The sequence below is a fragment of the Brenneria populi genome, assembly GCF_036016195.1.
GTDB lineage: Bacteria > Pseudomonadota > Gammaproteobacteria > Enterobacterales > Enterobacteriaceae > Brenneria > Brenneria populi.
In genome coordinates this window covers 305,475-317,557 of sequence record NZ_JAYWTM010000004.1, presented here as the reverse complement: position 1 = coordinate 317,557, position 12,083 = coordinate 305,475, and the positions used below count along the sequence as shown (strand labels likewise).

The window sequence follows — 12,083 nt, the reverse complement described above, 5'->3', positions numbered from 1 at the left end:
AACTCCTCTCTATTTATTATTACCCGCATTATTTATGCGTCGCCGAGGCGGCGCTGAACTTACCGATTCGCATCGCTGCTTATGGAAGATCATCGGATCGCCGTTAGCTGTTTACCGGCAACGCTAATTAATTTGGGTGTTTGTGTTGTATAATTGTTTCATTCACAATAAATTAAACAACTCGATAAAAATTCAACCAACAGCCAGCAGGATAAAATGAATGCATATTTTAGCGTCGTTTGATTTTTGTCTGCGCTATTTTTATCACTGTGCGGGTAGTGATGCTAACTGGTAATCACAATGGTTTTATTCATAAACCAGATGAATTTATTTTATTTGCTGAACAAATAAATTTATTTGATCTGCTCTATTTGTTTATAACTTTATGTTTTTAATGGTAATTGTTTTCATTGTAATGTTTTTTATTTTTTTCTATTGTGATGGCGGTTGGAATGTGTCTTTTACCTTATAAAATAGATGGGGATAAAAAGAATAAATAATTGAGGCATGGATCATAAAAACCAAGCAAGACTGTTGTTTTCTGTTGAGTTTGGCTTTTGTTTAAATGACACTCTTTTTTATTTCTATATTCAAGGTCGTTATGAATTTATCCATAAAACAGCTGAGAGCGTTTATCGCGTTAACGGAAACCGATAATTTCACGCGAGCGGCGCAGAAAATAAATCTTTCACAGCCGGCATTTAGCGCATTAATTGCCAGCCTGGAAGAGGAAGTCGGCTATCGGTTATTTGATCGGGATACGCGTAAGGTTCAGCTGAATGCGGACGGCATTCATTTCATCGATATCGCCCGACGTTTGATTCAGACCCATGACGACGCCGTCGTCGAAATTAAATCTTATGCGACGGGCTATAAAGGGAAAATCGTATTGGCCGTGCTGCCGTCAATGGCCGTGGAGTGGCTGCCCCAAGTGCTGACGCAGTATCATCATGATTACCCCAAGATTAAGGTCGAACTGCTGGATACGCAATGGGACCGCTGTTTGAAGGCCGTACTGGACGGGCGGGCGGATCTTGCGTTGACCGCCGGGCAACCGTCGCCCGGCACCTTCAGCTCCCGCATGCTGTTCGCGGATAATTTTTATCTCATCTGCCATCGCAATCATCCGCTGGCCAGGCAGAGTACGGTGGATGTCGCCGAGGTGGCCGAACATGCCTTCGTCGGGTTTTGCCAGGGAACCAGCATCCGGCAATATACCGATCGCCTGATGGAGCCGTATGGGTTTAAGTACGTGCTGGAGGTGCGTCAGTTGACAACCATGATGGGGCTGGTGGCGGCCAATTACGGCGTCAGCATCGTGACCAGCCTGACGCTGTTTCAGTTCCAGCACAAAGATATCGCGATTATCCCTTTCAGGGATCTGTCGCTAAAGCGGGGGATTTATCTGGTGACCGATAAAGCGCGGCAGCTTTCCGTCTGCGCCAAAGAGTTCTATGACTTTCTCCAGGCCAGAGCGGAGAGTTTTGTTCCCGATTCGGGATAAAAAGGCGCTAAACCGCCTCTCCATCCCGGAGGTGCCGGCGGGCAGATGACGCTATTTCACGGCTTTTTCTGCGGCCAGTCATCATCTTCATTATCCCATTTATCGTTGTTGTCACGATGCGGGGGCAGCTTGGGTTTGTTCATCAGAAAGCGCTTATGATCGACGTTACGCAACGCCTTAATGCCGTTTATCAACATACCGATCAGGATAATCAGGATTATCCACCAGTAGTCAGCCAGCCATGTCATGATTACGCTCCGTCGACGTTGTGTATAAAACGGGTGAACAGCTGCGGCAGGTGTTCGCATAGCCAGTCATAGCCCGCGATATCTTCGCCTTGCCAGGCCGCTAGAATCATATCGGAGGTGAGCTGTTTTTCCGCATGCCGGGCTAATGGGTAGTAGCTGATATGCCAGGGCTCCGCGGCGACGCCGCCGAGATCGTGCGCATAAGGGCGGTAAAAGCCGTATTGATGCATGTGTTCGCTCAGCCAGTCGTTAAGCGGGGCGAAGTAGCCGCCTGGCTCATATTCCCAGGGCTCCAGCTGTAGCCGCCGCCCCTCCGGCAGCAGGCTAGGGTCGTAAACGTCGAGATCGCTGCCCCAGTGGTGGCGGCTGCCTCCCGGCATCGCCGACCAGCGTAAAATCGCCTCGCAGCGTTCGCCGTCGGTAAGCGGCGCGACATCCAGCGGCTGGCCATCCTGGCCCGTCACCGGACGTTCTCCCCGGAATTTGCCATTCCAGATTAATCGCTGGCGATGAAAATCACGAAACGTGCTGGCGGGTCGCAGATTAAACCCGTTCTCCTCCGCCGCTCGCTGTAGCGCCTGAAAGGCGGTAACCGCTTCAGGCTGAAGACGATGATGACCGCTGAGCGCGACCAAATGGCTATCGCTTTTCCCGGTTATCATGGCATGAGTAATCATGCGATCAATTGCTCCATAATGCGCTGATACATACGACTCAGCAGTTGCAAGTCCGCGGCGCTGACGCACTCATCCACCTTATGGATGGTGGCGTTGACCGGCCCCAGCTCCACAACCTGAGCCCCCATGCGGGCGATAAAGCGTCCGTCGGATGTGCCGCCGTTGGTAAGCAACTGCGGCGTGACTTCGTTGTAGTGCCGTACCGCGTTCACCACGGCATCGACCAGTTCGCCCCGCGCGGTCAGAAACGGCTGGCCGGAGAGAGTCCAGTCAAGGGTATAGTTTAGCTGATGACGGTCGAGCCGTTCCGCCACGCGCTGTTTAATCATTTCATCCGTCAGCTCGGTGCTGAAACGGAAATTAAACTGGACGAACAGCTCGCCGGGGATGACGTTATTGCTGCCGGTGCCGGCCTGAATATTGGCGATTTGCATGCTGGTCGGCGGGAAAAACGCATTGCCCCGATCCCATTCGGTTTCCACCAGCTCTTTGAGCGCCGGCATAGCCCGGTGTACCGGATTATCCGCCAGATGCGGATAGGCGACGTGCCCCTGAACGCCATGCACCCGCAGATTGGCGGTGATAGAGCCGCGGCGGCCGTTTTTCACCACGTCGCCCACCACCGCGGTGCTTGATGGCTCGCCCACCAGGCAGTAGTCGAGCCGCTCATTGCGCGCCATCAGCGTTTCAACGACCTTGACCGTGCCGTCTAGCGCGCTGGCTTCTTCATCGGAGGTGATGAGGAAAGCCAGACGGCCCTGATGGTCCGGGTTGGCGGCGACGAAACGCTCGGCGGCGACCACCATCGCCGCCAGCGAGCCTTTCATATCCGCCGCGCCGCGGCCGTATAACATACCGTCGCGGATCGTCGGCTCAAAAGGCGGATGCTGCCAGCGGCTTTCGTCGCCGCTTGGCACCACGTCGGTATGCCCGGCGAACGCCAGCGTTCTCCCCGTGCCGCGCCATGCCCAGAAATTCTGGGTATCGCCGAAATTGATCTCTTCAATGGTGAAGCCGATGGCCTGCAGACGTTCGGTCATTAATTGCTGGCAGCCTTCATCGTTGGGACTGAGTGACGGGCGTTTAATTAACTGTTGGGCTAGTTCGATAACCGGACAAGACACGTTATTTGTTCTCCGCAATAAATTCTTGATAGCCGTCCGCGCTGAAGCCAAGCAGCGCTTTTCCATGGTCGGTGACTAACAGCGGCCGCTTGATTAGCGCTGGTTGTTCAAGCATCAATGCGATAGCCGCTGTTTCAGCGTCGGCGGTATTGCTATCGATGGCGCTGCGCTGTTCAGCGCTTAGTTTACGCCAGGTGGTGCCGCGCGTGTTGATTAATGGCCGCCAGCCGGCCAAAGCGATTAAATGCTGAAGGAGCGGTTGGTCCAGACCGTCGGCGCGATAGTCATGAAAACGGTAATCAATCTGTTGCTCTTCTAACCAGCGGCGGGCTTTTTTAATGGTATCGCAGTTTTTGATACCGTACATGGTGAGCGTCATGGGGCGTAATGTCCTTTCAGATGCAAAAGTTACGTGATAGGCGTTGAACGGCTCGGCATGGGCGCGCGAGCCTGACGCCGTCATCGCCCAGCATGCCGAAAAAAAACGGCGAGATCCACCGTGAACGGCGGTGTGAAAATGTGGCGGAGTACGCTTTTTGTACTTTGAGAACTATTTATCTGGCTAAAAAATGTGCGTATACTATGCGCGGTTTATTACCATGAGGTTAGTATGATCGAAGTCGAAGTGGGTAATTGGAAAGATTTTATTGAAGCCATGTTACGCAAATAATAATTAAAGTTCGCACCTGTCGTTGCATACCGGGAATAAGATCGAATGAAAAAGCAGCATTGAGAACCAATGCTGCTTTATTTTTTAGCCTAAATGAGGAAACCTGAGTGATTAAAAGAGGCTATTATTAATCGCCGCCTAAAAATGCATATTTTTTATATAACTTATTGTTATTTTTCAGATAAAGCGTATTTCGCCACGGCGGTTGCGTGTAAAACACTGGTGTCGAAAAGAGGAACACTGGCGTCATCGGCGCTCAACAGCAGCGGTATTTCCGTGCAACCGAGAATAATGCCTTCGGCGCCTTGCTCTACAAGCCGTCGGATGATCTCGCGGTATGACTGACGCGAGCGCGCATCGATTTTCCCCTGGCACAGCTCTTGGTAAATCACGCGATTCACCAACTCCCTTGCGGCCGGCTCCGGGGTGATAACCGTTATGCCGTAGCGTTGATAAATTCTCTGCCGGTAAAAATCCTGCTCCATGGTGTAGCGGGTTCCCAGCAGACCGACCTTCTTCATTCCGCGACGAAAGATATTTTCACCGGCGGCGTCGGCAATGTGTAAAAGGGGAAGCCGGCTGGCGTCCTCGACGGCGTCCGCCACTTTATGCATGGTATTGGTACAGATAACGATGGCCTGCGCCCCCGCGTTGCCTAATCCGATTGCGATATCGGATAATACCTGCGCCGCCCGTCGCCAATCACCTTGCGCCTGCAACTGCTCTATGTCGTGGAAATCGACGCTGTGCAAAATAATTTTGGCGGAGTGCAGTCCGCCGAGCCGGTTTTTGACATATTCATTAATCGTGCGGTAGTAAGGGATGGTCGATTCCCAATTCATTCCCCCAATAAGCCCCAGCGTTTTCATCGTGGTTTCCTCTGCCTGATTGATACCATAAAAAGTGATGGTTAACGACCAACGTACCAGACCAGTATATTAATCTGGTCAAAATTCACCTGCGCATCCTTTCAATGCGCTTTTTTCGCGACTTTTATCACTTTTTATCCATCTTCAGCTGGACAAACGGGCAATCTATTGCTGTACTGTACGCGACACAGATTTTGTGTCTTTCATTCATGTTAAAGGTAAGTTTGATGTCTAAGATTAAAGGTAGCGTTAAGTGGTTTAATGAGTCCAAAGGATTCGGTTTCATTACTCCAGAAGATGGTAGCAAAGACGTATTCGTACACTTCTCTGCCATCCAGAGCAACGGTTTCAAAACTCTGGCTGAAGGTCAGCGTGTAGAGTTTGAAATCACCAGCGGTGCGAAAGGTCCATCTGCTGCTAACGTTATCGCTATTTAATTATACCGATTTCTTGAAAAACCCGCCTTATGGCGGGTTTTTTTTATGGCGCTTATTGCGCCGCCAACCCCTCTTCGAACCGCCGCGCCGGCATTTTTATGCCGATAATCCGCTGCTGCGCTCAGTTTCCCCGTCTCATTGGCGCTAGCCTGTTTCCCGGTAATAAAGTCAAAGGGGACGCAGACGTCTTACTTTGTTACAGAAGGCGATTGTTTTGCCGCCCGTAAGGTTTTAAATAGAAGCAATATTATCCGTTCGCTGGCTTATCCAGCATCTGTAATCAGGTAGGTAAGTATGGAAGGTATCAGTATCGCTAAGCTATTGGTCATCGGTGCATTAATTATTTTACTGTTCGGAACCAATAAGTTACGCAGTCTTGGGGGCGATCTTGGCGCCGCAATCAAAGGCTTCAAAAAGGCGATGAATGACGATCAGTCCGCTAATAGCGCAGCGTCAGACGAACCCGCGGCCTTAAATGATACGCAGCATAAAAAATCGTAATCCGGCGATATCAACGAAAACGGACGGCGTTCGCCGTCCGTTTATGCTTCCCGCTGCGTAAAATGTAATTTAATGTAAAAATCTGATTCTACGCCTTACCTTTCCGGCTTATTTCACTTCGATGCCTTTAGCCTGCAAATCGGCATGATAGGACGAGCGCACGAAGGGGCCGCAGGCCGCGTGGGTAAAGCCCATCGCCATGGCTTCGGCTTTCATTTCATCAAACTCTTCAGGGCTGACGTAGCGCCGTACCGGCAGGTGATGGCGACTCGGCTGCAGGTATTGCCCCAGCGTCAGCATGGTGACGCCATGGCGGCGCAGATCGCGCATAACTTCCACGATCTCGGCGTTGGTTTCACCCAGCCCGACCATCAGCCCGGATTTGGTTGGGATATCCGGATGTGCGTTTTTGAAGTTTTCCAGCAGCTTGAGCGACCATTCATAGTTGGCGCCCGGGCGAACCTGACGATAGATGCGCGGCACGTTTTCCAGGTTATGGTTGAAAACGTCGGGCGGCGTCACCGTCAGAATATCCAACGCCCGATCCATCCGTCCACGGAAGTCTGGAACCAGCGTTTCGATACGTATTTGCGGATTCTTACGGCGAATGGCGCTGATGCAGTCGGCAAAATGCTGCGCGCCGCCGTCGCGCAGGTCATCGCGGTCGACCGAGGTGATAACGACATAGCGCAGTCCCATATCGTGGATGGTCTGAGCCAGCTTTTCCGGCTCGTTGGCATCCGGCGTAAGCGGTCGGCCATGGGCGACGTCGCAGAACGGGCAGCGGCGGGTGCAGATGGCGCCCAAAATCATAAAGGTGGCGGTTCCGTGGTTGAAACATTCCGCCAGATTGGGGCAGGAAGCTTCTTCGCAAACCGAGTGCAATCCATTTTTACGCATCGCGGCTTTGATGCCCTGGATGCGGCTGGAATCCGCCGGGAGCTTGATTCTCATCCATTCAGGCTTGCGTAACATTTCCTGGCGTTCAGTCACAACAGTTCGCACCGGGATTAGCGCCATTTTATCGGCATCGCGGTATTTTACGCCGCGTTCGATCTGAATCGGTTTACTCATGTTTGCGTCAGTTCCAGTTCTGAATCGTTCTTTTTGAATTTGTTAATAAAATTCAAATGATTATACGTTTCGTTAAAATTTTTTTTAAAAAACTCTAAAAATTATATCATCTTTAACCGGCAACGTTCAGCTATTGCCCCAGCAAAATGAAGAAAGTATGTAAATAAAATGTGATTGTCATCCGGTTATTTTACATCGACGGCGGCCTGATGCGACGGCGTCGGCGCACCATGTTCAGCCAAGTCCCAGTCTATCAGCTCATACTGCGGGTAATCCAATAGCTGCTGAAACGACCGGATCAAGACGGGAGCGATATCTTGCGGCGTGACGCCAGGGACGTAGTCGCTTATCTGCGTCATCTCCATTCCGGCATAGCCGCAGGGATTGATGCGCTGGAAGGGCGCCAGATCCATCGCAATGTTCAACGCCAGCCCGTGAAAAGAGCAGCCTCGGCGGATACGCAATCCCAATGAGCAGATTTTACGTTCGCCGATATAAACGCCTGGCGCATCCGCGCGGGCGCGGGCGGCAATCTGAAAATGGGCCAGCGTGTTTATCACCGTGTTTTCAATGGCGGTGACTAATTGCCGAACCCCCAGCTTGCGCCGTTTTAAATCAACCAGGACGTACATAACCTGCTGGCCCGGGCCGTGGTAGGTCACCTGACCGCCGCGGTCGCTCTGTATCACCGGGATATCGCCGGGCGTTAAGAGATGCTCGGCTTTGCCGGCCTGTCCCTGAGTGAATACCGGGAGGTGTTGAACCAACCAGATTTCATCCAACGTGCGATCGTCCCGCAGATCGGTGAACTCATGCATCGCTCGCGAAACGGGTTCATAAGGCTGTACGCCTAGTTGGCGTACGATAATCTTATCCTGTAGCAAACTTATCATCTTCAGGTGAAGGAAGGGTTGGGGAGATTATAGCGGCGGGAGGGGGCTGCGAACAGTATTGCGCATGTTTTCCCGCCGTTGAGATTGCGCGCCGGAGCGTCCGCCGCAAGCGCGTTACAGCACCATCCGTACGATTTCAATGTTACCCAGCTCTTCATACAAGGTTTCCACCTGTTCGATATGCGTTGCGTTAATGGTAATTGAAACGGAGTGATAATTACCCTTACTGCTGGGTTTTATCTGCGGCGTGTAATCGCCGGGGGCATGACGCTGTACGACTTCGACGACCAGATCGACCAGCTCGGGTTTGGCGAGCCCCATAACCTTGTAGGTGAACGGGCAGGGGAATTCGAGCAGTTCATTTAATTTTGTTTTCATCTGCGCTCCAGTGTGACGTTGGGATGATATAAAGTATAACTCCCGCCGGAAGGGCGGGAGTTAATGATTTCTTAAATATGGGGATGATTTGCCGCTTTACAAGCGGGATCAGCCGAACCAGTGGTGGAACATCAGTTTGATGTAGTCGATCAGGCGGCTGAAGATACCGCCCTCTTTGACTTCATTCATTACCACCAGCGGACGCTGGTCGATGGTTTTGCCGTCCAACTGGAAGTTGATGGAGCCGACGACCTGATTTTTGCCGAGAGGCGCGTGTAGTTCGGTGTTGGTCAGCACATAGCTGGCCTTCAGATCTTTCATCCGGCCGCGGGGAATCGTCAGATAAACGTCTTTTTCCACTCCCAGGGCAACGCGGTCGTTGTCGCCAAACCAGACCGGCTCTGAAGCGAACTCTTTGCCCGCTTTCAGCGGCGCCACGGTTTCAAAGAAACGGAATCCCCAGGTCAGCAGCTTTTTACTCTCGGTTTCGCGCCCTTTAAAGGTTCGTCCGCCGAGCACGGCCGAAATCAATCGCATCTGACCTTCTGTTGCCGAGGCGACCAGGTTATAACCGGCCGATGAAGTGTGCCCGGTTTTTATGCCGTCCACATTCAGGCTGGTATCCCACAGCAGCCCGTTGCGGTTGGTTTGACGGATGTTGTTGAAGGTGAACTCTTTTTCTTTATAGGTCGCGTACTCTTCCGGAACGTCGCGGATCAGCGCTTGCCCGATCAATGCCATATCCCGGGCGGAGCTAAACTGGCCGGCGGCATCCAGGCCGTGTACGGTGCCGAAGTTGGTATTTTGCAGACCTAGCGCTTTGACATAGCCGTTCATCAGGTTGACGAAGGCATCCTGGCTGCCGGCGACATAGTCAGCCATCGCGACGCAGGCGTCATTGCCGGATTGCAGGATGATGCCGCGGTTAAGCTGGGCGACGGAAACGCGATCGCCGGGCTTCAGGAACATCAGCGACGATCCCTGGAATACGGGATTACCGGTAGCCCAGGCGTCTTTATTGATGGTAACGATATCGTTCGGGGTGATTTTTCCTGACTTTATCGCCTGACCGATGACATAACTGGTCATCATCTTGGTCAAACTGGCCGGATCGCGGCGGGCGTCGGCATTCATTTCCGCCAGTACTTTCCCGGAGTTGTAATCAATCAGAATGTATGATTCCGCATCGATTTGCGGAACGCCGGGGATCATCGTCGTGACATTGACGTCATCGGCATGAGCAAAGGAGGATACGCTAACGGCGAGCAGAGCGCCAAGCGCAGTACGTTTAATAAAACGAGACGTGTTTACAGTATTCATGATTGGAACAACAACATCCGTGGGTATAAGTTAAAAAACGAGCCACACTATAGCAGATGAGAAATAGGCGGGCACCAGGCATTACGTTACGTGATTTTGCGAAAGAGACGCGGTGTTTACTGCCGTCGCGTCTCTTCGCCGCCGCTCTCAGGCGCTAGTATGCTCTTCCGTTAGAGCGAACCGGGCGCGGCAGTAATAAAGGACTGCTGCCGTGCTTCGACTGACAAACGTTGTTGAAGTTCAGCCGCTTGCTGACGATTTTGGAACGGCCCCAATTGCACGCGATAGAGTCCGCCGCTGGCGGTGACATCGCCCGTTACGTGAAACCGGGCGCTGAGGCTGCTTAGCCAGGTCTGCGCCCGCTGCCGGTCGCTCAGCGCGCCGACCTGAACGACGTAGCGTCCGCCGCTCTCCGTGGCGTCGGCCGCCCGCTCCGGCGCGGCGGAAACCGCGGTTTCCGCGCTCGACGGCGTCGTCGTCGACGTGGTTTCCAGCACGCCGGCAGGCAGTGCGGAAGGCGTCCCCAGGAAGCCGCCGCTATGGGAGGATGAGGCCGCCTGCGGCGCACCCTCATCCTCCGGCGCACTCAGCGCGCTGTTGTCGATAGGGGAGGCGGCGACCGCCGGCGCGGCGGCGCTTTCCATCGTGGGCGTGCCGAGTCCGCTTGCGCCCAGGCTGGGACGGCCCGGCAGGGCGAAGCTCTGCTTGGCTACGCTGGTGCCGACAGTGCCCGGACCGGAGAGCGTGCCGTCCGGCGCGACATTGATAAAGTCAACCTTGACCTTGGTATTGTTGGAGATGTTCAGCCGGTCGCCCGCCGCTTTCGACAGGTCGATAATCCTGCCCGGCGTATAGGGGCCGCGATCGTTCACTCTGACCACCAGACGGCGGCCGTTGCTGAGGTTAGTGACGCGAACGTAGCTGGGCAGCGGCAGCGTGGGGTGCGCGGCGGTTAAGGCGTTGGGATCAAACAGCTCGCCGATGGACGTGCGATTACCGCTGGCCTCTTCGCCATACCAGGCTGCCAGACCGGTTTCGCTGAAGTTCTGCGGATTTTTTACAATCGTATAGGTTTTACCTTTGAGGGTGTAGTCCTGCAAGGTTCCCGGATTATAGGGTTCATAGCGCGGCTCGGCGCCGCCGATCTCCTCTACCGGCCCGTTGTAAACGTTGCCGACGGGCTGGGGCGATTGCTGTTCCGTGACGGTACAGGCCGAAAGCGTCAGACTCAAGACGCCGATCCAAAGCCAATCCTTACGCATTGCTCACCTCGGTTTATAAGTTTTTGGATAGCATTTTGCGGTGAGTATGTATCGACATAATGATACCGAATCCCGCCATTAGGACGACAAGCGCCGAACCGCCGTAGCTGACCAGCGGTAAAGGTACGCCAACAACCGGTAGGATACCACTGACCATCCCGATATTGACGAAAACATAAACGAACAGAATCAGCATCAGCCCGCCGACCATCACCCGGCCGAACGATGTCTGCGCGTTAGCGGCAATCACCAAACCGCGCATAATCAAAAACAGATACATCGCCAATAGGATCAGTACGCCGATTAATCCTAGCTCCTCCGCCAGCACCGCGAAGATAAAGTCGGTATGGCGTTCCGGCAGAAACTCCAACTGGGATTGCGTGCCGTGCAGCCAGCCTTTGCCGGAAAGCCCGCCCGAGCCGATGGCGATCTTCGACTGAATAATATGATAGCCGGCTCCCAGCGGATCGCTTTCCGGATCGAGCAGCATCATGACCCGGGCCTGCTGATAGTCATGCATCAGGAAGAACCACAGGATCGGGATAAAGGCCGCCAGCAGCAGCAGCGCGATGCCGATCAGGCGCCAACTCATCCCGGCGAGAAAAAGAACGAACAGCCCGGACGCCGCAATCAGAATCGAGGTGCCCAGATCCGGCTGCGCCGCGACCAGCAGCGTCGGCGTAAAGATAATCACCAGGGCGATGCCGGTATTTTTCAGCGATGGCGGGCACATATCGCGGTTGATAAACCGCGCCACCATCAGCGGAACGGCGATCTTGGCGATCTCCGAAGGCTGGAAACGCACCACGCCCAGGTCGAGCCAGCGCTGGGCGCCTTTACTGATCTGGCCAAAGATATCGACCATCATCAGCAGGATAACGCAGATCACATACAGGTAAGGCGCCCATCCTTCATAAACGCGCGGAGGAATTTGCGCCATGATCGCCATAACGATCAATCCCAGCACGATCTGCACGATTTTCCGCTCCATCATGTCGACGTCCTGACCGCTGGCGCTCCACATGACAAATAGGCTATAGCCCAGCAGCGCCAGGATGCAGAGAAGAAAAGGAAGGTCGATATGGATTTTCGTCCAGATCGAGCCTTTTTGTTGGCTATCGGTCAT

Annotated in this window: 15 protein-coding genes; 4 read left to right on the top strand and 11 right to left on the bottom strand. The window is 53.5% G+C overall.

Annotated features, from left to right (window positions below):
* Positions 1-601 precede the first annotated feature (601 nt).
* Positions 602-1,504: a LysR family transcriptional regulator gene (locus VSX58_RS06295; RefSeq protein ID WP_327617345.1), complete on the top strand. Its 903-nt coding sequence runs from the start codon at positions 602-604 to the stop codon at positions 1,502-1,504.
* Positions 1,505-1,560: 56 nt separating this feature from the next.
* Here VSX58_RS06295 and VSX58_RS06290 read toward each other — a convergent pair whose 3' ends face one another.
* The 4 genes from VSX58_RS06290 to VSX58_RS06275 are packed head-to-tail and all read right to left on the bottom strand — an operon-like array spanning position 1,561 to position 3,932.
* The gene (locus tag VSX58_RS06290) at positions 1,561-1,752 is read right to left on the bottom strand and encodes a YpfN family protein (protein ID WP_327614770.1); all 192 of its coding nucleotides are present in this window, start codon (positions 1,750-1,752) and stop codon (positions 1,561-1,563) included.
* A gap of 2 nt (positions 1,753-1,754) precedes the next feature.
* The gene (locus tag VSX58_RS06285; protein WP_327617344.1) at positions 1,755-2,429 is read right to left on the bottom strand and encodes a M15 family metallopeptidase; all 675 of its coding nucleotides are present in this window, start codon (positions 2,427-2,429) and stop codon (positions 1,755-1,757) included.
* Positions 2,426-3,553 carry a succinyl-diaminopimelate desuccinylase gene (gene dapE, locus VSX58_RS06280; RefSeq protein WP_327617343.1) on the bottom strand — a complete coding sequence of 376 codons (1,128 nt, stop codon included), beginning with the start codon at positions 3,551-3,553 and terminating at the stop codon, positions 2,426-2,428. The genes VSX58_RS06285 and dapE overlap by 4 nt, the downstream gene beginning before the upstream one ends.
* 1 nt (position 3,554) lies before the next feature.
* On the bottom strand, positions 3,555-3,932 hold the full coding sequence (locus VSX58_RS06275; protein WP_327614767.1) for an ArsC family reductase: 378 nt from the start codon (positions 3,930-3,932) through the stop codon (positions 3,555-3,557).
* Between the two features lie 231 nt (positions 3,933-4,163).
* Between VSX58_RS06275 and ypfM the strand changes: the two genes are divergently transcribed.
* Complete coding sequence (gene ypfM, locus VSX58_RS06270) at positions 4,164-4,223, top strand: protein YpfM (protein WP_264089368.1); 60 nt, start codon at positions 4,164-4,166, stop codon at positions 4,221-4,223.
* 170 nt (positions 4,224-4,393) lie between these two features.
* Here ypfM and VSX58_RS06265 read toward each other — a convergent pair whose 3' ends face one another.
* On the bottom strand, positions 4,394-5,092 hold the full coding sequence (locus VSX58_RS06265) for an aspartate/glutamate racemase family protein (protein ID WP_327617342.1): 699 nt from the start codon (positions 5,090-5,092) through the stop codon (positions 4,394-4,396).
* Between the two features lie 227 nt (positions 5,093-5,319).
* Between VSX58_RS06265 and cspE the strand changes: the two genes are divergently transcribed.
* Together cspE and tatE are read left to right on the top strand one after the other, a co-directional pair.
* Positions 5,320-5,529 (top strand): transcription antiterminator/RNA stability regulator CspE, encoded by a 210-nt coding sequence (gene cspE / locus VSX58_RS06260; protein WP_009113827.1) that lies wholly within the window; start codon positions 5,320-5,322, stop codon positions 5,527-5,529.
* A 294-nt stretch (positions 5,530-5,823) separates the two neighbouring features.
* Positions 5,824-6,030 (top strand): twin-arginine translocase subunit TatE, encoded by a 207-nt coding sequence (tatE, locus tag VSX58_RS06255; protein ID WP_327617341.1) that lies wholly within the window; start codon positions 5,824-5,826, stop codon positions 6,028-6,030.
* Positions 6,031-6,138: 108 nt separating this feature from the next.
* Here the strand turns inward: tatE and lipA are convergent, their stop codons facing one another.
* From lipA to mrdB, 6 genes are all read right to left on the bottom strand, one after another.
* Positions 6,139-7,104, bottom strand: coding sequence for a lipoyl synthase (lipA, locus tag VSX58_RS06250; RefSeq protein ID WP_327614764.1), 966 nt, complete (start codon positions 7,102-7,104; stop codon positions 6,139-6,141).
* Between the two features lie 185 nt (positions 7,105-7,289).
* On the bottom strand, positions 7,290-7,997 hold the full coding sequence (gene lipB, locus VSX58_RS06245) for a lipoyl(octanoyl) transferase LipB (protein WP_327617340.1): 708 nt from the start codon (positions 7,995-7,997) through the stop codon (positions 7,290-7,292).
* A gap of 114 nt (positions 7,998-8,111) precedes the next feature.
* A complete protein-coding gene (gene ybeD / locus VSX58_RS06240) occupies positions 8,112-8,375 on the bottom strand; it encodes a DUF493 family protein YbeD (RefSeq protein WP_327614762.1) in 264 nt (87 codons plus the stop codon).
* A gap of 108 nt (positions 8,376-8,483) precedes the next feature.
* Entirely contained in the window at positions 8,484-9,695 is a 1,212-nt protein-coding gene (dacA, locus tag VSX58_RS06235) for a D-alanyl-D-alanine carboxypeptidase DacA (protein WP_327614761.1), read from the bottom strand.
* A gap of 170 nt (positions 9,696-9,865) precedes the next feature.
* The gene (rlpA, locus tag VSX58_RS06230; RefSeq protein WP_327617339.1) at positions 9,866-10,957 is read right to left on the bottom strand and encodes an endolytic peptidoglycan transglycosylase RlpA; all 1,092 of its coding nucleotides are present in this window, start codon (positions 10,955-10,957) and stop codon (positions 9,866-9,868) included.
* Between the two features lie 13 nt (positions 10,958-10,970).
* Complete coding sequence (mrdB, locus tag VSX58_RS06225) at positions 10,971-12,083, bottom strand: peptidoglycan glycosyltransferase MrdB (RefSeq protein WP_327617338.1); 1,113 nt, start codon at positions 12,081-12,083, stop codon at positions 10,971-10,973.

Coding starts and splice junctions, on each gene's coding strand:
- lipB (WP_327617340.1), bottom strand. CDS start 7,997: ATGATAAGTTTGCTACAGGATAAGATTATCGTACGCCAACTAGGCGTA.
- lipA (WP_327614764.1), bottom strand. CDS start 7,104: ATGAGTAAACCGATTCAGATCGAACGCGGCGTAAAATACCGCGATGCC.
- ybeD (WP_327614762.1), bottom strand. CDS start 8,375: ATGAAAACAAAATTAAATGAACTGCTCGAATTCCCCTGCCCGTTCACC.
- VSX58_RS06275 (WP_327614767.1), bottom strand. CDS start 3,932: ATGACGCTCACCATGTACGGTATCAAAAACTGCGATACCATTAAAAAA.
- VSX58_RS06285 (WP_327617344.1), bottom strand. CDS start 2,429: ATGATTACTCATGCCATGATAACCGGGAAAAGCGATAGCCATTTGGTC.
- VSX58_RS06265 (WP_327617342.1), bottom strand. CDS start 5,092: ATGAAAACGCTGGGGCTTATTGGGGGAATGAATTGGGAATCGACCATC.
- VSX58_RS06295 (WP_327617345.1), top strand. CDS start 602: ATGAATTTATCCATAAAACAGCTGAGAGCGTTTATCGCGTTAACGGAA.
- tatE (WP_327617341.1), top strand. CDS start 5,824: ATGGAAGGTATCAGTATCGCTAAGCTATTGGTCATCGGTGCATTAATT.
- VSX58_RS06290 (WP_327614770.1), bottom strand. CDS start 1,752: ATGACATGGCTGGCTGACTACTGGTGGATAATCCTGATTATCCTGATC.
- cspE (WP_009113827.1), top strand. CDS start 5,320: ATGTCTAAGATTAAAGGTAGCGTTAAGTGGTTTAATGAGTCCAAAGGA.
- dacA (WP_327614761.1), bottom strand. CDS start 9,695: ATGAATACTGTAAACACGTCTCGTTTTATTAAACGTACTGCGCTTGGC.
- rlpA (WP_327617339.1), bottom strand. CDS start 10,957: ATGCGTAAGGATTGGCTTTGGATCGGCGTCTTGAGTCTGACGCTTTCG.
- mrdB (WP_327617338.1), bottom strand. CDS start 12,083: ATGACCGATAGCCAACAAAAAGGCTCGATCTGGACGAAAATCCATATC.